Origin of the sequence: Solidesulfovibrio aerotolerans (genome assembly GCF_009856865.1) — a bacterium.
Classification (GTDB): domain Bacteria; phylum Desulfobacterota; class Desulfovibrionia; order Desulfovibrionales; family Desulfovibrionaceae; genus Solidesulfovibrio; species Solidesulfovibrio aerotolerans.
This window is the reverse complement of sequence record NZ_WVUD01000002.1, coordinates 53,096-73,797: the sequence shown is the minus strand read 5'-3', so window position 1 is coordinate 73,797 and position 20,702 is coordinate 53,096. Positions and strand designations below refer to the sequence as shown.

The following is a 20,702-nucleotide window of genomic DNA, read 5'->3' as shown; positions in this document are numbered from 1 at the left end:
AAGGCCTTGACACAGCAGTTCTTGACTGGGTAAAAAGCTCGGTGCGACTATCCAGGCCGGGGCGAGGGGACAAACCCCCGGCCGGGATGCGGGACGTGGCGACACGTCTTTTACACTCCGCCTTTTCCCAAGGGGAAAAGCGGCCGCCGTGTGTCATCGCGCGCGGTGGACAACCAGCAACGGCATGGGCAGGGGAAGTATGGAGGAGAAAAGATCGAATTCAGCCGGCGGTGTGGGCGGCATGGTGCTTTGCGCCCTGATCGGCTTCGTCGGCGCCCTCGTGGTAGGATGGGTCATCTTTCCGAAGTTGCTTTACAGCGAAAAGACACAACCCATTCGTTTCAGTCACACGGTCCACGCACAGCTTGGCATTGACTGTGAGCAATGCCACCATCTGGGTCCGGACGGTCGTTTCGCCGGACTGCCCACGACCGAGTCCTGCGCCGAGTGCCATGGCGAAGAAACCGGTGAAACCACGGCCAACGGCAAGGAAATCGACAAGTTCGTCAAAGATTATGTCAAGACTGGCGTTCAAGTCCCCTGGCTCGTGTACCAGTACCAGCCCGACAACGTATTTTTCTCCCACGCCGCCCACAGAGGATTCGAGTGCACCAAGTGCCATCTCGATGTGGCCAAGATGGACACTCCTCCGGCGTATTACGAAAATCGTTTGAGCGGCTACAGCAAAAACACGATGAAGATGTGGGAATGCGAACGCTGCCATGCCTCTATGGGCACCAGCAACGCCTGCTACGTCTGTCATAAATAAGGGGGGAGAAATGGGACTTGATCGCAGAGCTTTCCTCGGGCTTGTGGCGGGTGGCGCCGTGGGCACCATGTTCACCCCCATTCCGTGGAAATTCATTGATGACGCCTCTATCTGGACGCAAAACTGGTCGTGGATCCCCCGGGTTCCCAAGGGCCAGATTGACTACGTGGGTACCTCGAGCAAGCTGTGCCCGGCCTGCGAAGGCTTAAAGATCATGCGTGTGGCCGGCAACCCGGTCAGCGCCGGCGGCAACCCGGACCATCCGCTGTCGCGCGGCGGCGTGTCCGCCCTGGCCCGGTCCGAAGTGTACATGCTCTACAGCCCGGCCCGGATCAAATCGCCCATGAAGCGCTCGGGAAAAACCTTTGCCCCCATCACCTGGGAGCAGGCGCTGATTGAAATGGCCGAGAAACTTGGCGCAGCCAAGGGTTCCGTGGCCGCGATCTCCGGCGATGGCACCGGCACGGTCAACGAAGTGCTCTCCGCCCTGGTTGGCAAGCTCGGCAGTGCCGGCTGTTTCATGATGCCGACCGAGGCGACTTCCGCCGCCAAGGGCATAAAGCTCATGGGCGGTCAGGGGCAGGCCGGCTACGACTTCGAAAATGCCGACGCCGTGCTCGTGCTCGGAGCCGACCTGTTTGAAACCTGGGGCACCTCCACGCGTAACCGCAAGGCCTTTGGCGCGACCCGCCCGGCCGGAGCCAAGCCCGCTTCCACCTACATCTACGTCGGACCCACCCGCAACAACACCGCTTCGGTGTGCGACCAGTGGATTCCCGCTGGTGCCGCCGACTTCGGCATTGTGGCCCTGGGCATCGCCTGGCATCTGCTCAAGGCCGGCGCGACCAGCAACGCTCCTGGTTTTGATACGTTTAAGGCCGTGGTCAACGGCGGCTTTGGCCCCGAAGACGTCAAGCGCGCCACCGGCATCGCTCCCGATGTCCTGGCCGGCATCGCCAAGACCCTGGCTTCGGCCAAGGCTCCCCTGGTCGTCACCGGCTCCCCGTTCGGACAGGGACTCGGCGCGGCCCCGTTTATCGCCGGCATGTCGTTAAACATGCTGCTGGGCCGCATCAACAAGCCCGGTGGCGTCTACATGCTGCCGGAACTGGCCGCAGTGGTCCCTGGGGCCATGTCCCGGGCGGCCCTGCTCGACGGCGACCTGCCCGCCTTCCTCAAAGGTGTGGAAGCAGGCAAGACGCCGGCTCCCAAGGCCCTCTTGGTGTACGACGCCAACCCGGCCTACGGGTTGCCCGAGTCCGCGACCATGGCCAAAGCCCTGGAAAAGATCCCGTTTAAGGTCAGCTTCTCGTCGTTTATGGATGAGACGGCGGCCCTGTGTGATCTGGTTCTGCCCAACTCGCTGCCGCTGGAGCGCTACGACGACGTGGCGACGCCCTATGGCTCGGGTTTTTGCATCTACAGTCTGGTGCGGCCCATCCAAAAGCCTATCCATGACACCAAGACCACTGGCGACGTCCTGCTGGCCCTGGCGCGCAAGCTGAGCATTGAACTGAAGTTTGACAACTTCCAGCAGGTGCTCAAGGAAAAAGTGGCCGGTCTGGCCAAAGCCAGCGGCGGATTCGTGGCCAAAGACGTCATGCCCTGGCAGGTGGCGGCCGGCAAGCCGGCTCCCGCCCTGGTCGGCGGCGATCTCTGGAAGGCTCTGGAAACCGGCTTTGCCTGGACCATGGTCGGGCAGGTGGCCCAGACCGGTATGGGCTTTGCCTCCGAAGTGGTGGCCAAGGCCGTCAAGGCCGGCAAGGCACCCGCTGTCGCCGCCACCCTGGCTCCCTACTCCCAACTGCGCACCGGAACCCCGGCCACGGGCATTCCGTGCCAGGATCTGACCACCGTGCCCGACACCGAACTGGTCGGCGATACCACCTTCGTGCGCCTTAACAGCGAAACCGCCAAAGCCCTGGGTCTTAAAAAGGGTCAGACGGTCAAGCTCAGCGCCGCCGGCGTAGACTGCCAGGCCAAAGTCCACATCTTTGAAAGCGTCATGACCGGCATGGTCTCGGCCCCCCTGGGCTTTGGCCATACCGCCTTCGACTACTTCAGCCAGGGCAAGGGAGCCAACTACCTCTCCCTTATGACCGTGGCCGAGGAGCCGGGCTCCGGCATGTCCATGTGGATCGCCTCGGAAGTCAAAATCGCCTAACGCAAGGTAAAGGGAAGCCGTTATGTCCGGACAGAAAATGGAATTCCCGATCACCTGGGGCATGGTGATCGACATTGACAAATGCACCGGCTGCGGAGCCTGTATGGCCTCCTGCCAGACCGAAAACAACGTTGAACCGCAACGCGAAGCCTCCAACAAACTCCGCTCCACCTCGTGGATGACGGTGTATGAATTGACCAATGGCAAGTCCTTCCCGGACCACGACATCGCCTATCTGCCCCGGCCCTGCCAGCAGTGCGGCAATCCGCCGTGCGTGTCCGTTTGCCCGGTCATTGCCACGGAAAAAAACGAGAACGGCGGTATCGTCAGCCAGGTCTATCCCCGCTGTATCGGTTGCCGGTATTGCGTGGCCGCCTGTCCTTACCACGTCCGTTACTTTGGCTGGTTCGACCCGGTTTGGCCCGAGGGCATGCAAAAGACCCTGTCGCCGCTGACGTCGGTCCGTCCGCGCGGCGTGGTCGAAAAGTGTACGTTCTGCCATCATCGCTGGACCCTGGCCAAGGACGCTGCCCGGGCCAATGGGAAAGATCCCGACAACCTTGATGACGGCGCTTACGTCACCACCTGCGTTCAGAATTGCCCTTCCGGCGCTCTCGCTTTTGGGGATCTGAAAAACCCCAAGCACAAGGTGCACGAACTGATCAAAAGCCCCTACGCCTATCGTCTGTTGGAACGCCTGGGCACCGATACCCAGGTCTATTACATCAGCCGGCGGGAATGGGTGCGAAAGCTCGGCGACAACTACCTTAAAAGCGAGTAATCGGGGGGATGCAATGAGCATAATCGAGAGTGAAAAAAACTGGTATCCCGAAGGAGTCGAACGCTGCTCCCTCGGGAAATTCCTGAAGTGGCTGGCCTTTCTGGGTATCGTGGCCGGTTACGGCTTCGTCGCCATGATCGTGTGCTTTGTCTACGGCCTTGGCGTCACGGGCCTGGACAACTACTTCGGGTTCGGACTGTGGATCACCTTTGACCTCGCGGTCATTGCTTTGGGTGCCGGAGCCTTTTTTACCGGGCTCTTGCGCTACATCATCCGCATTGACGAACTTAAAAACATCATCAACCTGACCGTCATCAAGGGCTTTATCTGCTACTCCGGGGCCATGCTCATCCTGTCCCTGGACGTCGGTCAGCCCATCCGGTCGTGGTTCGGTTACTGGCACCCCAACGTCCACTCGATGCTGACAGAAGTTATCTTCTGCATCACCTGCTATCTGCTGGTGCTCATCATCGAATACGTGCCGCTGATCCTTGAGCAGAAGCAGATCAACAAGATCCCGTATCTGCACAACCTGGCCCACCAGATGCACGTCGTCATGCCGCTTTTCGCCGGCATCGGCGCGTTTCTGTCGACCTTCCACCAGGGATCGCTTGGCGGCATGTACGGCGTTATGTTCGCCCGCCCGTACGCTTTCCGCGACGGGTTTTTCATCTGGCCCTGGACGTTCTTTCTGTTCGTCCTGTCGGCCATTGCCACCGGTCCGTGCATGACGGTGCTGATCTGCGGCTTCATGGAAAAAGTGACCGGCCGCAAGCTCACCACCTATCGGATCAAATCGCTTATGTGCAAGATTGGCGGCACCATGCTGCTGATCTACACGGTGTTTAAGTACCTCGACACCTGGGCCTGGATCAACAACGTCCTGCCCCGGGCCGGCATGACCTTTGACCAGATGTTTTACGGTCTGGTCTATGGCCGCTGGCTGTTTGTCTGCGAACTGGTGCTGTGCCTGCTGGTGCCGGTGGTGTTCTTGCTGACGCCGCTGCGCAAAAAGCCGGTCTTTATGTACTCCGGAGCCATTTTGGCCTGTGCTGGCGTGGTCATCAACCGTTACGTCTTCACCGTCCAGGCTTTGGCCATCCCGGTGCTGCCGTTTACCAAGTGGGAGATCTATACTCCCAACTGGGCGGAGTGGGCCACCTCGCTTATGGTCATCGCTTATGGCTTCATCATCATGAGCCTGTCCTACCGCTATCTGCCGATCTTCCCCCAGGAAGTTGGCCTGAATAAAAAGTAGGACACGTTTCCCCCGAAACGACCAAGCCCGGCTGCTGTGCGGCCGGGCTTTTTTTTGTGCCCCGCGAGGGCGCACGCACGTGGTGGTGAAAATTCTTTTAAGGCCCGGCAGGAGAACCCGAGAGCCAGACGGCAGGGGGGTGTGGCGCGCGGTGGATAGCCCCAAGCCGGGCGGCGGGGTGCGTCAATGGGGCATACCGACAGCCCTGGACCGACGGGCAAGCCGTCACACGTCCACTACGGCTGTCCCGACCGGTCTCCGGCCAGTGTGCCGGTCAACCGACGAGAATCCCTCGAAAAATTTATCCCGTTGGGGGGGGCGGGGGCCTCTTCGTTTCTTCCTCGGGCGCTGCTAGGGCTTGCAGCCGTCGTCCCGGCTGCTTTCGGCCAGGGCTTGGGCCAACAGCGTGTCGGCCAGTTCTTTTATGGTATGGCGTGTCGGATCAAGGCCGATGGAAACGGCCAATTCCAGGATCTTGTCGCCGGTTTTTGCCGCGTGCCGAATCTTTTCGTAGTCCATCATGAGCCGCGCCGCGCCTTGGCTTGCTGGTTGGCCGGCAGGATTGCCGTACGCCTGACACTCTACGCCCTTGCCGGGCCGGAAGCAACGCCCGGACACGCCCGGACCACCACGACCGGCCTGCGCCTGCCGCCGCCGCAGAAGGGATTGGTCTGGCCCGGACCAGCGCCCACCCGGGCACACAACGTCGGCCGTTGCTGCTGTCTGGAGCGCGCTACCCGGACCAGCGCACTCCCGAACCCAGGCAACCGAAACAAGCCAGTGCCTCAGTTCTTGACGATGTGGCGGATCTCCCCGGGCGGCAGGGCCAGCGGGCGGTCGAATTCCAGACCGAACTCGATCCCCTCGATCCAGCGCACCACGGCCGGCAGATATTGGGCCAGTTCGCCTGTGGGATGGAGCAGGGGATTAAACAGCAGTCGCTGCTCCACCGCGACCGTGAAGGGCATGTCCTCGTCCTGGCACAGTCTGGCCCCGTCGCGGCTGATGTCGATAATGCGCACAGGGGCGCAGATCCTGTTGGTCTGCACCCGGCCCCGGTGGAGCAGGGCGGTCCGTCCGAGGCTGACCCGCGTGGCTGTGCGGCGTTCGCCACAGTCGCGACAGCGCCAATGGGAACCGGCCGGGTCGGCCTGGGGCACAAACTCCTGCCAGGCAGCCTTGCCACAGTGGGGGCAATGTCGGTGTTCGAGAAGCGCCATGGGGGCCTTTGCTCCAACGGTCCGGGGTGAAAGAAGCGTTGCCAAAAGGCTGCTGTCAGGCGCATTGTCAGAAACCAATCGGTTGCACCGGCGACCCTGGTCCAGCCCGGTCCGGCTTGACGGCTGTTGCCAGGAACTTATCCTTGTCCTGTCGGCAAAGCGCCGGCGAAGGAGCGCGTATGGCTGGGCTTTTGGCCAGATTGATCGAGATGGCCGGCAAGCGCGACGACCTTGTCGTCACCGAAGTCGATGATATAGATAGCTGGGGTTTTTTACTGTTTCGCGACGGACGCTACCATATTTTCATCAATCGCTCTGTTCGCGATTTTCGCAAAACCATGGCCTTGGTGGATGAATTGGGCCATTACGCCCTGCGACGCAGCCTCACCCGGCGCGAACGTCTGCCGGGCGGGGCCGAAACCCTGGTGGAGCGCATCCGCCAGGACAAGGCCTGCGACGCCTGGGCCGCCAAATTCAGCCGCCGCCTGCTGTATTTCGTGCGCCGGGGCCTGCATGGCGGCACATCGCGACGGCCCAGGCAGGGGCGCTACGATCCGTCCTGGCGGTTGCCGGTCAAATAGCGGGCGCGTCTAATTTTCGGCCAGACGGGCCAAGAGCGCGGCCACGCGATGTTCGTAGCGGTGTTCGGCGAAGATGTGCGCGCGCCAGGCGGCCGTGAGTTCGGCCCGCCGGGCCGGCTGGGCCAGGAGTGTTGTGGCCAGTCGGGCGGCGTCGGCGGGCGTTTGAAAGCGGATCGGCTCGACCAGTTGCGGCGCAAACAGCGCCAAGCCCGGCGTGGCGTCGCTGATCAGACACCCCCCGGCCGCCCAGACGTCGAAATGGCGCTGGGTGAGTCCGCGTGGCAGCAGCAGGCTGGTGACGTTGACCGACAGGCCGGCCCCGGCATAAACACCCGGCAGCGCGCTGGCATAATCCACCGGCCCGGCCAGGGCGACCTGGGTCGGAAGCTGTTCCCGCCAGCCGGCGTCGCCATAAACAGTGAGGGGCACAGCCCCGGCCAGGGCCGTCAGCGTGGCCACGCGCCGGGCCAGCCCGGCCGTCTCGGCTCCGCAGCCGGCCTGCCGCACGGCCTTGCCCGGCCAGTACGGACGGATGCCCAATTGCCGGGTCCACCAGAAAAAATCCGGGCGCTCCCCCCGAAGCGTCATGGCCTGGGCCAGCCCGGCCAGGGCCTCGGGAACGCGGCAGCCGGCAAAAAAATCATCGCGGCCGGGGAAGGCGCTGCTGCCGACGAATACGGCCCGCTCGGCCAGTCCGGCCACCGGTCGGGCCTGGAAAAAATGGGCCGAGGCGGCCAGGGGCAAATGCATGACCCGGCCGGCTCCCAGTTCGGTAAGCGGTGCGATAAAGGCTTCGTCGGTGACGCACACCAGCGCCCGCTGCCAGAAGCGGCTGCGAAAACGCCCGAGCACGTGAAACGGGTTGTCCACGAACCAGACGGCGAGCTTGACACCAGCGGCCAGGAGCAGCTCGGCGGCCAGTCCGTCGTCGTCCAGGCCCGCCCCGTTGACACTTAGGGCCAGGGCGGGTTTTTCCCGGCCAAGGACGGCGGCCAGGGCCGGGAGGCTGTCGCCGGCCGGAATGTCGGTCACGGGCCGGTTCAGGGCCGTCAAGGCCCGGGCCAGCTCGGGTTCGAGCAGCCCGGCCGGCGAGCGGAACAGCAGCGCCGTGGCACTGGTCGACATCTGTTCGGGGCGCGGCAGCCGGGCGAGTTGGGCGCTGGCCCACAGCGGTCCCCAAAAGGACGGATACAGGCGCGTATTTTGGCGGTAGAGGTACACCTGCGCCCGGGCCAGACGGGCCGGGGTCAGTTCGGCCGGGTCCAGCCGCTGCCAGTCGGCCGGTATGGCGGTGGCGAAGGCTTCCCCCAGGGCCGCAACAAAGGCCGGGCATTCGACATAGGCGGCCGCCCGCCCGCCGGCCAGGGCCACGGCTGCAGCCGGGTCCGGGCCAAGACCGAGAAAAATGCATTCCTCCCCGCTGCCCAGGTCCGTAAAGGCGTGGCAACCGCTGTCCACGGTGCGCCATTGGCCGGACTCATCGACAACACGTGGGCGCGCGGGACGTTTTAAACTGGCCATGGTAGCGTCTTTTCCTTGAAAGCTTGTTCGGTAAACGGTATCGGGGTTGCCCGTCATGAAAACGTATCGCGATCATTATTTCAACAAGGCCAAGCAGGAAAATTATCCGGCGCGTTCGGTCTATAAGCTCAAGGAGATTGAAAAACAATCGCGCCTGCTCGTTTCTGGCGCGGCTGTCCTCGATCTGGGCGCCTGCCCCGGTTCCTGGAGCATGTACGCCTCCGAACGGGTCGGCCCGGCCGGCCGGGTGCTGGCCATTGATCTCAAGCCCGCCGGCACGGCCTTTGCCGCCAACGTCACCTATATGCTGGGCGACATGCTCGAACCCGGGCCGGACATCCTGGAGGCTTTCGCCAAATTCGGCCCGTTTGACGTGGTCTTAAGCGACATGGCCCCCAACACCATCGGGCATAAGTTCACGGATCAGGCCCGCTCTTTTGAACTGTGCGAGGCGGCCCTGTCCGTGGCCGTGGCCCGGCTCAAACCCGGTGGCTCCTTTGTGGTCAAAATCTTTCAGGGGCCGGATTTCCAGGCCTACCAGAAAGGGCTGCGGCTGTATTTCACCAAAGTGCGCGTGGCCAAACCGAAAAGCTCCCGGCCCGAGAGCAAGGAAATCTTTTTTGTGGCCACGGGCTTTCACGCCCCGGTGGGCCAGCCCGACGATCCCGCACCCTCGCCCTTGCCGCCGGGAGACGCGCCGGGTACGGATTGATTGCGGCATCGACTACAGACGACACGCAGACCTGCGGGGGACGCGCCCCCGATCTATATTTAAGGAGAAACCATGGCCGGTCATAGCAAATGGCACAACATCCAGGCCCGCAAGTCGGTGCAGGACGCCAAGAAGAGCAAGTTTTTCACCAAAGTCACCAAGGAACTCATGCTGGCCGCCCGGGCCGGCGGGGCGGATACGGCCCTGAATGTGCGGCTTAAATCCGCCATCGCCGCGGCCAAGGCCGTCAACCTGCCCAAGGACAAGATCGAGCAGGCCATCAAAAAAGGCACCGGTGAGCTGGCTGGCGAAAATCTCGAAGAAGTGCTCTACGAAGGCTACGGACCGGGCGGCGTGGCCATCCTGGTCGAAGCCGCCACCGACAACCGCAACCGCACCGTGGCCGAAGTGCGCCACATGTACTCCAAGGGCGGCGGGGCCATGGGCGAATCCGGCTGCGTGTCCTGGATGTTCGCCCAAAAGGGCGTTTTTTCCTTCCCCAAAACCTTCACCGAAGACCAGCTCATGGAAATCGGCCTGGAGCACGGGGCCGAAGAGATCATGGATGAGGGCGAGGTCTGGGAAGTCCATTGCGCCCCAGCCGATTTCGAGCCGTTGCAAGCCGCTTTCGAGGCCGCCGGCATGGTTTCCGAAGACGCCGAAATCGCCATGGTGCCGGCCAACGTCGTCAGCCTGGACCTGGAAAACGGCCAGAAACTGCTGCGCCTGATCGATTTGCTCGAAGACAACGAAGATGTGCAAAAAGTCCACACCAACGGTGATCTGCCCGACGAGATGTTGGGGTAGAGGATCGTTGCGAGAGAGAAGGCAGAAGATGCCTCCGGCGGCCGGGGGGATGATCCCCCCGGACCCCCCGACGGGAGAAGTTTATTAAAGGGGGGTCTTGGCACTGGTCGGCAGCGGGTGTGGACAAAAGGGAGAACCTACGGACATGGGACACGCAGGCGCTGCGGCGCAGGGGGATCTGATCATCCTCGGTCTTGATCCGGGCTCCCGGGCCACGGGCTACGGCTTTGTGCGCGAACGCTCAGGCGTGCTCGAACTGCTGGAAGCGGGCGTTGTGCGCACGGCCTCCCAGCCCGATTTTCCCAGCCGCCTGGGCGTTATCTTTACGGCCGTCGCCGAACTTATCAAACGCTTCGGGCCGGTGGAAGCCTCGGTGGAAAACGTGTTTGTCTCCAAAAATGCGGCCACGGCGCTCAAACTCGGCCAGGCCCGGGGCGCGGCCCTGGCTGCTTGCGCCGTGGCCGGGCTGACGGTCTATTCCTACGAGCCGACGGTGATCAAGCAAAGCCTCGTGGGCACAGGCCGGGCCGAGAAATCCCAAGTGGCCTTTATGGTGGGCAGGGTGCTGGCATGCCGGGAAACTTTCGCACTCGACGCGACCGACGCCCTGGCCGCAGCCGTCTGTCATCTCAACCAGAGGCGGCTGACCCGCCTGTGCGGGGCGCGATGATAGGCTATATTGAAGGCCGGGTGCTCGCCCGCCGGGAGCGTTTTGCCATTGTGCTGACCCCTGGCGGGGTGGGCTATGAGCTGGAACTGCCGGCACCGGTGGCCGCGTCGCTTCCGGCTGCCGGCGGCCAGACCGCTCTTTTCGTCCACACCGTGGTGCGCGAGGACGCCCTGGAACTCTTTGGTTTTGCAACCCTTGAGGACCGCGAGACCTTCCGGGTGCTTATCAGCATCAGCAAGCTCGGGCCGCGAACGGGGCTGGCCATCCTGTCCCAGTTTTCCACGGATGAGTTGCTGCACATCGTCGCGGCCGGCGACGCCGAAGCCTTGGTCCGGGTGCCGGGCATCGGCAAGAAAAGCGCCCAGCGCATTTTTATCGAGCTGTCGTATAAGCTCGAAGGCCGCGCCCCGACCGCCGGTCCGGCGGCCGGCACTCTCCTGCCCGGCGGCGTTTTGGGCGATGTGGTGGCTGGCCTGACCAATCTCGGCTATCAGGAAGCCGAGGCCCGGCGCGTGGCGGCCGGTGTCCTTGACGACGAACCCGATCTCGACGTGGGCGGGGCGCTGCGCCAGGCCCTTAAACGCCTGGCAGCGGCCAAGGCATGAGCATGGATGACGATTTTTGCCCGCCGACCGGGCTTGTGGCCGCGCAGGCTTTGCCCGAGGACACCATCCGGCCCTCGCGCCTGGACGAATTTATCGGCCAGGACGATCTGCGGGCCAATCTGCGCGTTTTTTTGCGGGCAGCCATGGAGCAGGGGCGAAGCTTGGACCACAGCCTGCTCTACGGTCCGCCGGGCCTGGGCAAGACCACCCTGGCCCAGATCATGTCGTCTGAACTTGGGGTCAATCTGGTCCAGACCACCGGGCCGGTCCTGGAGCGCTGCGGCGATCTGGCTGCCATCGTCACCAACCTGCGCCGGGGCGACATCCTTTTTATTGATGAGATCCACCGCATGCCGCCGGCGGTGGAGGAAATCCTCTATCCGGCCATGGAGGATTTCAAGCTCGACCTCATTATCGGCCAGGGGCCGGGGGCGCGCACCGTGCGCATCGACCTTGAACCCTTCACCCTGGTCGGGGCCACCACCCGTCTGGGGCTTTTGACCTCGCCTTTGCGCGACCGCTTCGGCGTCATTTTCCGCCTGGAATTTTACAAGCCGGCCGAATTGGCCCGCATTGTCACCCGGGCCGCCGCCATTCTCGGCATCGGCATCACCCCGGGCGGGGCTTTGGTCATCGGGGAGCGTTCCCGGGGCACGCCGCGCATCGCCAACCGCTTGCTGCGCCGGGCCCGCGATTTCGCCGTGGTGGCCGGTGCGGCCACGCTGGATGAAGAGCTGGCCAAGTCGGCCTTGCTGCGTCTGGACGTCGATCCCAGCGGTCTGGATCAAATGGATCGCAAGATTTTGGAAACGATCATCAATCATTATGAAGGCGGGCCGGTCGGGGTCAAAACCCTGGCCGTGGCCATTAGCGAAGAAGTGCGCACGGTGGAGGAGATTTACGAACCCTATCTCATCCAGTGTGGCCTTATTAAACGCACCTCGCGCGGCCGGGTGGCCACGGCCAAGGCCTATGCCCATTTGAAGATGCAGCTTTTGTAAGGAGTTGCGAGGATACGCCCATGCCGCAAACGCGCCTTTCCGTAACGCTACTCGCCCACACCCCAGACGCCCTGGCGCTCATTTACGCCGCTTTTCGCCAGTGCTACCACCCCGGCTATGTGGCCGATATGTGGCCGCGTCTGCTCGCAGGCGAGATCACGGCCGAAAAGCAGGCCGCCTTCGTCGGGCGCATCCTTGATTCCGGTCACGAATCGCCCATCGAACATGTCTCGTTTACCTTTGCCGTGGCCGGGGTGTCCCGGGCGCTGTCGCACCAGCTCGTGCGCCACCGGATTGCCAGCTATTCCCAGCAGTCCCAGCGCTACGTGGACGCGGCCGGCTTTGATTACGTGCTGCCGCCCCAGGTGGCTGCCATCCCCGAGGCCCGGGAACGCTTTACGGCAGCCATGGAACAGGCCGGGGCCGCCTACGCCGAGTTGCAGGAAATCCTCACCCGCCACGGCCGGGGGGACAAGGCCAACGAGGATGCCCGGTTCGTTTTGCCCAACGCCTGCGAGACCAAGGTGGTTACGACCATGAACTGCCGGTCGCTGTTGCATTTTTTTGAGCTGCGCTGCTGTACCCGGGCCCAGTGGGAGATTCGGGCCATGGCGCTTTCGATGTTGCGCCTGTGCCAGGAGGCCCTGCCGGTCATCTTTAGCGGGGCCGGGGCGCGCTGCGAGCGGCTTGGCTACTGCCCTGAGGCCGCCCGATTCACCTGCGGCCGCTATCCCCTTCTTGAGCAAATCGGTTCCATTTCGTCCTAATTCCTGAAATTCGCCTTTCTGTAGCCTTTTTTCCCACCCGCCGCATCTGTGGCGGGTTTTTTATTTTGGGCGTCAAGTGGTCGGAAAATGCAGCGAAAACTTTTTTTATTAATAAAATAAGTGGATTGTTCGTGCCTTGTGCATCTTGCCTCAGGGGGTTGACGCGCCGCAAAGGCAAGGGCCAAGCGGCTTTTGGGGGTGGTCAACCCAAAAGTTGCATGTTGGTAAATGAAATATTTTGACTGCCATTGAGGAAAATGAAGATAATGCTAGATTATGCTGTGGAAAAAGCTTTCACATATGTGCACAATTTTGAGCCGCGCCCTAAAACCCAGGCTGCAAGCGGCCTTGCACCACGCCCCAAAATACCCGTTTCTCCTGGCTCTGCGGCAATAGTCAGTATATGCAGCATGTTGCGTTGTAGAGAACCAAACCGTCAGGCCCGGAAAAGCGGTCCCTAATCGTCCTTTGCCCGGCCACGCTTCGGCACTAGGTTGCGCCCCATGGAAACGATTTGGTCACAAACCAAAGAGCTGCTCGAAAAGACATTGAGCCCCGGACTCTTCAACCTCTGGATCAAACCGCTTGCGGCCCGGGCCCGCGACGGCGTGCTTGAACTCGCTGCACCCAATGCCTTTGTCGCCTCCTGGGTGCGGGAACGACTGACCGATTCCATAGCCGAAGCCGCTGCCGTGGTCATGGGAACCCGGCCCGAGGTTCTCGTCGTCGAAGGCCCGGCCACTGGCAACGCCCCGCGCGCCCGTCGCCAGGACGGCCCCAAGGCTGCCGGCCCCCGGCCCGTGGCCACCTCCCTGACCCTGCCCGTGGCCCCCAGGGCACCGGAACTGGTCGGTGACCGTTTTCGGTTTAGCTACGATGACTTCGTGGTCGGCCCGTCCAACGAAATGGCCTATGCCGCCAGCCGTGGCATTTGCGATATGTCCTTGACGGCCGATCAACTGTTTATCAGTTCCGCCCCGGGCCTGGGCAAGACCCATCTCATTCAGGCCATGGGCAAGCGCCTCAGTTTGGCCGGCCAGGGCGAACGCCAGCCCCGGGTGGCCTATCTGTCGGCCGAGGAATTTGCCAACCGCCTGATCATGGCCATCAAGACCCGGCAGGTGGAGCAATTCAAGGCTGCGTTTCGGGAAAACGTCGACGTGCTGCTCCTGGAAGACATCCATTTTTTCCGCGACAAGCCACGCATCCAGGACGAGCTTTTAAATACCTTAAAGGCGCTTAATTCCCGGGGCTGCCGGCTGGTTTTTACCAGCTCCTTTCTGCCCAAGGAACTCTCGGGCCTGGACAACCAGCTGCTCTCGCGCATCAATTCCGGGTTCCTGGCGGTTATCGACAAGCCCGACCGCGAGACCCGGCGGCGCATTCTGGAGCGCAAGGCTGCCGTGCATCAGGTGCTCTTGCCCCAGGACGTGTCTACGCTTCTGGCCGACAAGCTCTCGGCCGATGTGCGCCAACTGGAAAGCTGCCTGCAAAATCTGGCCCTGAAAGCCCGGTTGCTCAATTGCCGCATTTCCATGGATCTGGCCTGGGACGTCTTGCAGCACTACGATGTGGAGGCCGCCCCGCGCAACCTTGAGGACATCGTGGCCTATGTCTGCGACGTCTACCGGCTTTCGCCGGATCAGCTGATATCCAAGTCGCGCAAACGCCAGCTTGTCCTGGCCCGCAACACGGCCTTCCTGCTGGCCCGCCAGCACACCGATCTGTCCCTGGCCGACATTGGCAATCGGTTCAATCGCCGCCATTCCACGGTGGTCAAGGGCATCACGTCCCTGGAAAAGCACTTGTCCCTCAAAACGCCCCTTGGGCGGGAGTTGGAGCGCACCATCGATCACATGCGCAGCTAAATGCGCCTGTAAATGATTTTCCTTTGAGGCCCCCATCGCGGGCAGTCCTGCCACACGCTCCGGTGACCGACCGTCACCCTGTGGAGCCGGCAGGCAGACTCGAAACAACGATCATGTACCAGCTAGGGGGAGGCCGCCATTGGCCTGGCGGACGTCGGACTGAAAAGTCCGGCGTCCGCTTTTTTTGTGTGCCAGGATCGGGCACGGGCGGGGTACAGGCCGGCGATATGCGCGTGCAGGAGGGGACTGGTTGCGGCTGATTTTCCTAGAAATTGATGGCGAGTGACCCATAGACCATGTCGCCGTGCAGGCGGTTGGTGGCGCCGATATCGTGGAGCCATTTGCCGATGACGGTCAGTTCCTTGCCGCCGACCGGCATGGTGTAGCTGACGATGGGGCCGATGCCGCAGGCCGAGGAGTAAAACGAGCCCAGGCTGGCCCCGGAACCGGTGTCCGGCGTGGTCTGCACCGTGAAATACCCAACAGCACCGATGGCGTAGCGTTCCTTGATGTGCATGGCAGCGGTCCAGTCCACATGCAACTCGTTGCCGGAGAGGTACTTGCTCGTGATATTTTCCGTATTGATCATGTAGCCGACGTTGGTGGAAAATTCAAAACCGCTTTTGTTTAACCAGGTAAAAGCCAGGTTGGGGTCAAATGTCGTGTAATTCATGCCCAGGTTGGTGAGCTTTTTTGGATTGTAATAGCCTGTGGGCAAATAGATGACCGGCGAGAACACCAGATGGCATTCGCCGAAGTTCCAGCCGGCGATGACCGGCATGAAAAAAATGTCGGACAGGCCTCCCCGGTCGCCGCCGCCGCCGATGTTTAAAACGTCGGCATGGGGCAGGCCGGTGGTGCGATCGCGGCGGGCGTAATTGAGGGAGCCTTTGCCGGTGATGTGCTCGTTGACAATAAACGGAATGCCGACGCCGGCCCCGAGAAAGCCGCCGATGGCCGGCACGTCAAAGATATAGGACAGTTTGGTGATGTTTATGACCACCTGGGATTTCAGTTCGGCGTAGGCCCGGCCGCCCTTGAGGGCACCATCCATCCTGGCGGACTGATACAGGGTGTCGTTTCGCACGTAGAAACCCTGGGCCGGAATGTAGCCCATGAGAAAATCGCCGTAGGCTCCCTGGATGTAGTGGCTGGTTCCGCCTTCGGAGGCGGTGGCGTCCTGGGGCAGGGCGGCAAGCACGAGAAACAGGATGCCAACCGTTGTCGCCACGGTTTTGATCGATGCAGTGATACGCGCAAACATCGTTGGGTTCCTTTCGGCTGCGGTTGAAACGATTTGGTCTTGTTCGTTACACGCAGGCGTTGGCGTTGTCATCCCAAGGTTGTGCCGAAGTATTCGGCCCCTTGCCGCATGGCAGGCCTTTGGCTATCCCGGGGTGAGCGCCTAACCCAGGAGATGTTGCCCTATGGCGAAGAGTACCCGGGCCACCCAGGCCCTGGCTAAGGCCGGTATTGCCTTTACGGTCCTTTCCTATGACTACGAGTCCGGGGCGGCGCGCATCGGTTTGCAGGCGGCCCAGGCCATCGACGAACCGCCGGCCCGGGTGCTCAAGACACTGATGGTGGTGGTGGACGGCAAGCCGGCCTGCGCCGTGGTCCCGTCCGACGGGGAACTGTCCATGAAGCGCGTGGCCACGGCCTTTGGCGGCAAGACGGCGGCCATGATGCCCCCGGCCGAGGCCGAGAAGACGACAGGCTACCATGTGGGCGGGATCAGTCCCTTTGGCTCACGAAAGCGCGTCCCCGTGGCCCTGGAAGCGGCGGCCGTGGCCGAGCCGTATGTGATCATAAACGGCGGCCAGCGCGGGGTGATGGTGCGTTTGGCGCCGGCCGACGCCGTGCGGGTGTTGGGGGCCGTGGTCGCAGCGCTTGTGGCGTAAGCGCCGCCGCCAGGGCCATGCCGACTGGTGTTGCGTTTTGGAATTTTGTGAATGCGACGCTGGCAGGATGCGTTCGCGCCATCCAAGAAGAACCCGTCACAAGCGGCAACGAGACGTGCATCGGTTGGCACCATGGCAGTTCGCGAGCGATGCGTGGTGACGGGCTCTTCTCGGATGGCGCAAAAAGCTGGCGCGTTGGGTGCGCCGGCCGGCCTTTCCCCGGGAGCGTGGGTTCTCCCGGGGGAAGGCGTTGCCCTGTCGGGCTACAGCGCCGCGGTATAGATGTCGGCCACGTCCTTGTCCGTGGCGCAGCGCGGGTTGGTGAAGCGGCAGATGTCTTTTTGGGCGTTGGCGGTCATGGTCGGGATGTCGCCGGCCTTGACGTCCTTGCCGTAGCGTTTGCCCAGTTCGACCAGATTGGTCGGGATGCCGACATCGGCGGAGAGCTGGCGGATGGCTTTGAGCGCCAGTTCGGCCGCGTCGCGCGGGGCCAGGCCGGCAATGTTTTCGCCCATGATCTCGGCCATGGCCGCGAATTTCTCCACCTTGGCGATGAGGTTGAACTTCTCAACATAAGGCAAAAGCAGCGCGTTGCATTCGCCATGCGGCAGATTGTAAAAGCCGCCGAGCTGGTGGGCCATGGAATGCACATAGCCCAGGCTGGCGTTATTAAAGGCCATGCCGCCCAGGTATTGGGCGAAGCACATGCCTTCCCGGGCTTCCAGATCCTGGCCGTTGGCCACGGCCTTGCGCAGGTATTTAAACACCAGCTTGATGGATTCGATGGCGCAGGCATCGGTCATGGGATTGGCGATGGTGGAGACAAACGCTTCCACGGCGTGGGTCAGGGCGTCCATGCCGGTGGCGGCGGTCAAGGCCGGGGGCATGCCGACCATGAGGACCGGATCGTCGATGGCGATGCCCGGGGTGACGCGCCAGTCGGCAATGGCCATTTTGACGTGGCGGGAGGTGTCGGTGATAACGGCGAAACGGGTCATCTCCGAGGCCGTGCCGGCGGTGGTGTTGACGGCGAGGTAGGGCATCAGCGGCTTGGTGGACTTGTCGATGCCCTCGTAGTCATGGATTTTGCCGCCGTTGGTCACGACCAGGGCGATGCCTTTGCCGCAGTCGTGGGAGGAGCCGCCGCCCAGGGTGATGAGGCTGTCGCAGCCGTTTTTCGTGTAGACGGTGACGCCGTCGTGGACATTGGTGTCCGTGGGGTTGGGCACGGTTTCGGCGTAGACGATGTAGGGCATTTTATCGGCATCAAGCAGATCGGTCACCTGTTTGAGGATGCCGGCGGCGATGACGCCCTTGTCTGTAACGAGCAGGGGTTTGCTGCCGCCCAGGGCCTTGATTTTTTCCGGGATCAGCTTGGAAGCGCCGATGCCGATAAACGTCACGCTGGGGATGAAAAAGCCGTAGACCTGTTCCTGAACTGCCATAGCGTCCTCCGCGAATGTTATACGTTGCTGGTGGCTCGTTGCTCCTGACGTTGTGCCGGCAATGCTGGAAAACGAATTTCTTGTGTCTGGCGTGTTTGATTCTGGCGCTGCTTCCAGCTTGCATCCGTCGGAAAGCCTGCGGACCAGCCATGCCGTTTTATGGCAAAGCCTGTTCCACGCCAAATCGTGATGCCCGCGCGCATCATTTCTATCCTGTGCTTATCGAGTCGTTGTCCAGGCACCATTCTACACGCCAAAGCAAAAGCCGGACCAGGACGCCCTGGTTCGTCTGTTTTAAATATATATAATAAATACAGTTAATTGCGTAGATGGTGTGTCAGGCTGTGGAATGGTGAGTTGTCCATTTTCTGGACATGTCAGGCTGACATGTGCGGTTTGCAGACAACGATGGACACAGGGAGTGGGGGGCGGGGGCTCGCCTGGGACCGGTGGTCTGTGCCGGGCAGGGGCCGCAAGGTCGTGGGCGTGCGGCCCGAAGGCGGGGGCTTGCCTGGGACCGTTGGTCTGTGCCGGGGGCAAGGCACCGGTGGACACCGGAAAAAGCGCGATGACCGCTCGCCTGCCCAGTGGGTGAGGGGACGGTTTGGCTATGAGGTGGCGCGAAAGCTGTCCGCCGTAATGCCGTATTGCTTGAGTTTGGCGTAGAGCGTTGTGCGCGAGATATTGAGCAGGGACGAGGTGCGCCGGAAGTTGCCGCCGGTTTCACGCAGGGTTTCGAGGATGAGCGCGCGTTGAATGCGCTTGAGCGACATGGCCGCCCCGCCGGAAGACGGCTGGCGGCCCCGGACCATGTCGGCCATGACGTCCTGGGGCAGGTCGCTGATGTCGATGCGGTCCTCGCAGGCCACGTTGACCAGCCGTTCGATGCAGTTTTCCAGCTCCCGCACATTGCCCGGCCAGTGGTGCGCCGCCAAGGAGGCCAATGCCTCGCGGGTCATTTCCAGGTCGGGCTTGCCCAGCGAGCGCTTGAATTTGTCCATAAAGACCCGGATGAGCAGTTGCACGTCGTCGTCGCGCTGGCGCAGGGGCGGAATCTGGATGCTCAGCACGTTTAAGCGGTAATAGAGATCGCCGCGAAAGGCTTTGTTGCGAACGGCGGTCGGCAGATCCTTGTTGGTGGCGGCGATGATGCGCACGTCGATGGGTTTGGCCTCCTTGCCGCCCAGGCGGGTGACCTCGCTTTCCTGGAGCAGCCGCAGCAGGCTCACCTGGGCCTCCAGCGGCATCTCGCCGATCTCGTCGAGAAAAATCGAGCCGCCGTCGGCCAGCTCGAACTTGCCCGGACTGCCTTCCTTAAGCGCCCCGGAAAACGCGCCGGCCACATAGCCGAACAACTCGCTTTGCACGAGATTGCGCGGCAGCGCGCCGCAGTTGACCACCACAAACGGCCCTTTGCGCCGGTTGCTGGCGTTGTGGATGGCCTGGGCGAACAGTTCCTTACCGGTGCCGGACTCGCCCAGGAGCAAGGTGGTGGCCTCGCCCTGGGAGGCCACCCGGGCCAGGCGGATGGCTTCGCGCAACTGCCTGGACTCGCCGACGATATTTTCAAAGGTATAGACGGCCTTGGCCCCGGCCACCCGGGCGGCGTATTTGCGCATGCGCCGGGTCTCGCGCAGGGTGAGGAGCAGGCCGCCATCGGCAAAGGGGGCGCAGGACAACGCGCAGGAGCGCTCGCCGTGGCCCAGGTTAAACGTCGTCTCCCGGTCGTGGAAGGTCTGGCGGTCGGAAAGGACCGTGCCCAGCCCGTCGCTGGCCCGCACAAGCGTCTGGATGTTTTTCCCGGCAGCGCCCGCGTCCAGGCCCAGCATGGAACAGGCCTGCCGGTTGAGGCTGGCGATGACGCCGTCGCTGTCCAGGACAATGACGCCGTCGTCGAGCAGTTCCAGGATGATGTGCTGGGTGCGCACCAGACTGCGCAGCCGCAGATGTTCCTCGATGGCGTGGGCGGCGGCCTCCACCAGCCCCAGCGTGTGCTGGTGGAAATTATCCGTGCTGATGGCCAGATTGATCGCGCCCAGAAAGTGCCCGGAACTGTCGTGGACAGGCGCGGCCGAGCAACTCAGATAATGCAGTGAGGCATTGAAATGTTCTGAGGCGATGATATGCACGGGTTTTTGTTCAATAAGGCACACGCCCATGCCGTTGGTGCCCAGGGTGGCCTCGTCGCAGCGTCGGCCCGGCGCGCCGTAGGGCACGTTTTCCAGATCCTCGCTGGTGGCCGAGACATGGAGCACCAGACCGGTGGTATCGACCAGGGTGACCACGCTGCTGGAAAGGTGGATGGAGTGGGCCAGCCGGTCCATGACTTCCTTGGCCGTTTCCACCAGTTCCCGGTTGTGGGCCACGGACCGGGCCAGCCCGGCGGTGTCGATGGGACACAGTGCCAGCCTGTCGCTGGGGAAGCCGGCCTGGCGACAGCGTTGCCAGGATTGCAAAATGACCGGCCGCACGAGGTCTGCATCAACAGCCAGACCGGCCATGAACCTCTGCCACTGGGCCGAGACGGCGAGCATGCGTTCTCTGGAAAGCGGGGGATGGACCGGGGTCGTCATGCGGTGCCTGCCTTGCCTGTGGTGGCCTGTCATGGCCTGTTGGGCGCTGGTTGCGGGAT

20 protein-coding genes are annotated in these 20,702 nt (G+C 62.5%); 13 read left to right on the top strand and 7 right to left on the bottom strand.

All coding sequences use genetic code 11. The features are described from left to right. The first annotated feature begins 199 nt into the window (after positions 1 to 199). From qrcA to qrcD, 4 genes are read left to right on the top strand one after another with little or no spacing between them, the layout of a single operon-like run. Positions 200 to 769, top strand: a complete 570-nt coding sequence (qrcA, locus tag GTA51_RS01980; protein ID WP_160958235.1) for a menaquinone reductase multiheme cytochrome c subunit QrcA — start codon at positions 200 to 202, stop codon at positions 767 to 769. Between the two features lie 10 nt (positions 770 to 779). Continuing rightward, a complete protein-coding gene (gene qrcB / locus GTA51_RS01975; protein WP_160958234.1) occupies positions 780 to 2,933 on the top strand; it encodes a menaquinone reductase molybdopterin-binding-like subunit QrcB in 2,154 nt (717 codons plus the stop codon). A gap of 22 nt (positions 2,934 to 2,955) precedes the next feature. Next, a complete protein-coding gene (gene qrcC, locus GTA51_RS01970; RefSeq protein ID WP_160958232.1) occupies positions 2,956 to 3,714 on the top strand; it encodes a menaquinone reductase iron-sulfur cluster-binding subunit QrcC in 759 nt (252 codons plus the stop codon). Between the two features lie 13 nt (positions 3,715 to 3,727). After that, positions 3,728 to 4,972, top strand: coding sequence for a menaquinone reductase integral membrane subunit QrcD (qrcD, locus tag GTA51_RS01965; protein ID WP_160958231.1), 1,245 nt, complete (start codon positions 3,728 to 3,730; stop codon positions 4,970 to 4,972). A 351-nt stretch (positions 4,973 to 5,323) separates the two neighbouring features. On the opposite strand, the gene GTA51_RS20560 is transcribed toward qrcD, so the two are convergent. Further along, positions 5,324 to 5,494, bottom strand: coding sequence for a hypothetical protein (locus GTA51_RS20560; protein WP_170300320.1), 171 nt, complete (start codon positions 5,492 to 5,494; stop codon positions 5,324 to 5,326). 263 nt (positions 5,495 to 5,757) lie between these two features. Then, positions 5,758 to 6,192, bottom strand: coding sequence for a PilZ domain-containing protein (locus tag GTA51_RS01960; protein ID WP_160958229.1), 435 nt, complete (start codon positions 6,190 to 6,192; stop codon positions 5,758 to 5,760). Positions 6,193 to 6,371: 179 nt separating this feature from the next. Between GTA51_RS01960 and GTA51_RS01955 the strand changes: the two genes are divergently transcribed. Beyond that, the gene (locus tag GTA51_RS01955) at positions 6,372 to 6,773 is read left to right on the top strand and encodes an ImmA/IrrE family metallo-endopeptidase (RefSeq protein ID WP_160958227.1); all 402 of its coding nucleotides are present in this window, start codon (positions 6,372 to 6,374) and stop codon (positions 6,771 to 6,773) included. A gap of 9 nt (positions 6,774 to 6,782) precedes the next feature. On the opposite strand, the gene GTA51_RS01950 is transcribed toward GTA51_RS01955, so the two are convergent. Continuing rightward, positions 6,783 to 8,294 carry a glycosyltransferase family protein gene (locus tag GTA51_RS01950; RefSeq protein ID WP_160958225.1) on the bottom strand — a complete coding sequence of 504 codons (1,512 nt, stop codon included), beginning with the start codon at positions 8,292 to 8,294 and terminating at the stop codon, positions 6,783 to 6,785. A 55-nt stretch (positions 8,295 to 8,349) separates the two neighbouring features. On the opposite strand from GTA51_RS01950, the gene GTA51_RS01945 reads away from it, so the two are divergent. The 7 genes from GTA51_RS01945 to GTA51_RS01915 all read left to right on the top strand — a co-directional run bounded on the left by GTA51_RS01945 (position 8,350) and on the right by GTA51_RS01915 (position 14,724). Beyond that, a complete protein-coding gene (locus tag GTA51_RS01945; protein ID WP_160958223.1) occupies positions 8,350 to 9,006 on the top strand; it encodes an RlmE family RNA methyltransferase in 657 nt (218 codons plus the stop codon). 72 nt (positions 9,007 to 9,078) lie between these two features. Beyond that, positions 9,079 to 9,813: a YebC/PmpR family DNA-binding transcriptional regulator gene (locus tag GTA51_RS01940; RefSeq protein WP_160958222.1), complete on the top strand. Its 735-nt coding sequence runs from the start codon at positions 9,079 to 9,081 to the stop codon at positions 9,811 to 9,813. A gap of 145 nt (positions 9,814 to 9,958) precedes the next feature. Beyond that, a complete protein-coding gene (gene ruvC, locus GTA51_RS01935) occupies positions 9,959 to 10,483 on the top strand; it encodes a crossover junction endodeoxyribonuclease RuvC (protein WP_160958220.1) in 525 nt (174 codons plus the stop codon). Beyond that, on the top strand, positions 10,480 to 11,088 hold the full coding sequence (ruvA, locus tag GTA51_RS01930; protein WP_160958218.1) for a Holliday junction branch migration protein RuvA: 609 nt from the start codon (positions 10,480 to 10,482) through the stop codon (positions 11,086 to 11,088). Before ruvC ends, ruvA begins: the two co-directional genes overlap by 4 nt. Then, positions 11,085 to 12,089 carry a Holliday junction branch migration DNA helicase RuvB gene (ruvB, locus tag GTA51_RS01925; protein ID WP_160958217.1) on the top strand — a complete coding sequence of 335 codons (1,005 nt, stop codon included), beginning with the start codon at positions 11,085 to 11,087 and terminating at the stop codon, positions 12,087 to 12,089. Before ruvA ends, ruvB begins: the two co-directional genes overlap by 4 nt. A gap of 20 nt (positions 12,090 to 12,109) precedes the next feature. Continuing rightward, positions 12,110 to 12,856, top strand: a complete 747-nt coding sequence (thyX, locus tag GTA51_RS01920; protein ID WP_160958215.1) for an FAD-dependent thymidylate synthase — start codon at positions 12,110 to 12,112, stop codon at positions 12,854 to 12,856. Positions 12,857 to 13,359: 503 nt separating this feature from the next. Next, entirely contained in the window at positions 13,360 to 14,724 is a 1,365-nt protein-coding gene (locus tag GTA51_RS01915; RefSeq protein WP_160958214.1) for a chromosomal replication initiator protein DnaA, read from the top strand. Between the two features lie 265 nt (positions 14,725 to 14,989). Here GTA51_RS01915 and GTA51_RS01910 read toward each other — a convergent pair whose 3' ends face one another. Continuing rightward, positions 14,990 to 15,988 carry a SphA family protein gene (locus GTA51_RS01910; RefSeq protein WP_160958212.1) on the bottom strand — a complete coding sequence of 333 codons (999 nt, stop codon included), beginning with the start codon at positions 15,986 to 15,988 and terminating at the stop codon, positions 14,990 to 14,992. A gap of 163 nt (positions 15,989 to 16,151) precedes the next feature. On the opposite strand from GTA51_RS01910, the gene ybaK reads away from it, so the two are divergent. Next, positions 16,152 to 16,625: a Cys-tRNA(Pro) deacylase gene (ybaK, locus tag GTA51_RS01905; RefSeq protein WP_160958211.1), complete on the top strand. Its 474-nt coding sequence runs from the start codon at positions 16,152 to 16,154 to the stop codon at positions 16,623 to 16,625. Between the two features lie 263 nt (positions 16,626 to 16,888). On the opposite strand, the gene GTA51_RS01900 is transcribed toward ybaK, so the two are convergent. The 3 genes from GTA51_RS01900 to GTA51_RS01890 all read right to left on the bottom strand — a co-directional run bounded on the left by GTA51_RS01900 (position 16,889) and on the right by GTA51_RS01890 (position 20,643). Then, positions 16,889 to 18,070, bottom strand: a complete 1,182-nt coding sequence (locus GTA51_RS01900; RefSeq protein WP_160958209.1) for an iron-containing alcohol dehydrogenase — start codon at positions 18,068 to 18,070, stop codon at positions 16,889 to 16,891. A gap of 17 nt (positions 18,071 to 18,087) precedes the next feature. Continuing rightward, positions 18,088 to 18,273 carry a hypothetical protein gene (locus GTA51_RS01895; RefSeq protein ID WP_160958208.1) on the bottom strand — a complete coding sequence of 62 codons (186 nt, stop codon included), beginning with the start codon at positions 18,271 to 18,273 and terminating at the stop codon, positions 18,088 to 18,090. A gap of 405 nt (positions 18,274 to 18,678) precedes the next feature. Further along, entirely contained in the window at positions 18,679 to 20,643 is a 1,965-nt protein-coding gene (locus tag GTA51_RS01890) for a sigma-54-dependent Fis family transcriptional regulator (RefSeq protein ID WP_160958206.1), read from the bottom strand. Positions 20,644 to 20,702 lie beyond the last annotated feature (59 nt).

Excerpts from the sequence above, each read along its gene's own strand:
- ruvC (WP_160958220.1), top strand. The coding sequence starts at position 9,959 with ATGGGACACGCAGGCGCTGCGGCGCAGGGGGATCTGATCATCCTCGGT.
- GTA51_RS01945 (WP_160958223.1), top strand. The coding sequence starts at position 8,350 with ATGAAAACGTATCGCGATCATTATTTCAACAAGGCCAAGCAGGAAAAT.
- GTA51_RS01950 (WP_160958225.1), bottom strand. The coding sequence starts at position 8,294 with ATGGCCAGTTTAAAACGTCCCGCGCGCCCACGTGTTGTCGATGAGTCC.
- GTA51_RS01900 (WP_160958209.1), bottom strand. The coding sequence starts at position 18,070 with ATGGCAGTTCAGGAACAGGTCTACGGCTTTTTCATCCCCAGCGTGACG.
- ruvB (WP_160958217.1), top strand. The coding sequence starts at position 11,085 with ATGAGCATGGATGACGATTTTTGCCCGCCGACCGGGCTTGTGGCCGCG.
- GTA51_RS01890 (WP_160958206.1), bottom strand. The coding sequence starts at position 20,643 with ATGACGACCCCGGTCCATCCCCCGCTTTCCAGAGAACGCATGCTCGCC.
- GTA51_RS01915 (WP_160958214.1), top strand. The coding sequence starts at position 13,360 with ATGGAAACGATTTGGTCACAAACCAAAGAGCTGCTCGAAAAGACATTG.
- GTA51_RS01895 (WP_160958208.1), bottom strand. The coding sequence starts at position 18,273 with ATGCGCGCGGGCATCACGATTTGGCGTGGAACAGGCTTTGCCATAAAA.
- GTA51_RS20560 (WP_170300320.1), bottom strand. The coding sequence starts at position 5,494 with ATGATGGACTACGAAAAGATTCGGCACGCGGCAAAAACCGGCGACAAG.
- qrcC (WP_160958232.1), top strand. The coding sequence starts at position 2,956 with ATGTCCGGACAGAAAATGGAATTCCCGATCACCTGGGGCATGGTGATC.
- ybaK (WP_160958211.1), top strand. The coding sequence starts at position 16,152 with ATGGCGAAGAGTACCCGGGCCACCCAGGCCCTGGCTAAGGCCGGTATT.
- GTA51_RS01960 (WP_160958229.1), bottom strand. The coding sequence starts at position 6,192 with ATGGCGCTTCTCGAACACCGACATTGCCCCCACTGTGGCAAGGCTGCC.
- qrcA (WP_160958235.1), top strand. The coding sequence starts at position 200 with ATGGAGGAGAAAAGATCGAATTCAGCCGGCGGTGTGGGCGGCATGGTG.
- GTA51_RS01940 (WP_160958222.1), top strand. The coding sequence starts at position 9,079 with ATGGCCGGTCATAGCAAATGGCACAACATCCAGGCCCGCAAGTCGGTG.
- qrcB (WP_160958234.1), top strand. The coding sequence starts at position 780 with ATGGGACTTGATCGCAGAGCTTTCCTCGGGCTTGTGGCGGGTGGCGCC.
- qrcD (WP_160958231.1), top strand. The coding sequence starts at position 3,728 with ATGAGCATAATCGAGAGTGAAAAAAACTGGTATCCCGAAGGAGTCGAA.
- GTA51_RS01910 (WP_160958212.1), bottom strand. The coding sequence starts at position 15,988 with ATGTTTGCGCGTATCACTGCATCGATCAAAACCGTGGCGACAACGGTT.
- ruvA (WP_160958218.1), top strand. The coding sequence starts at position 10,480 with ATGATAGGCTATATTGAAGGCCGGGTGCTCGCCCGCCGGGAGCGTTTT.
- GTA51_RS01955 (WP_160958227.1), top strand. The coding sequence starts at position 6,372 with ATGGCTGGGCTTTTGGCCAGATTGATCGAGATGGCCGGCAAGCGCGAC.
- thyX (WP_160958215.1), top strand. The coding sequence starts at position 12,110 with ATGCCGCAAACGCGCCTTTCCGTAACGCTACTCGCCCACACCCCAGAC.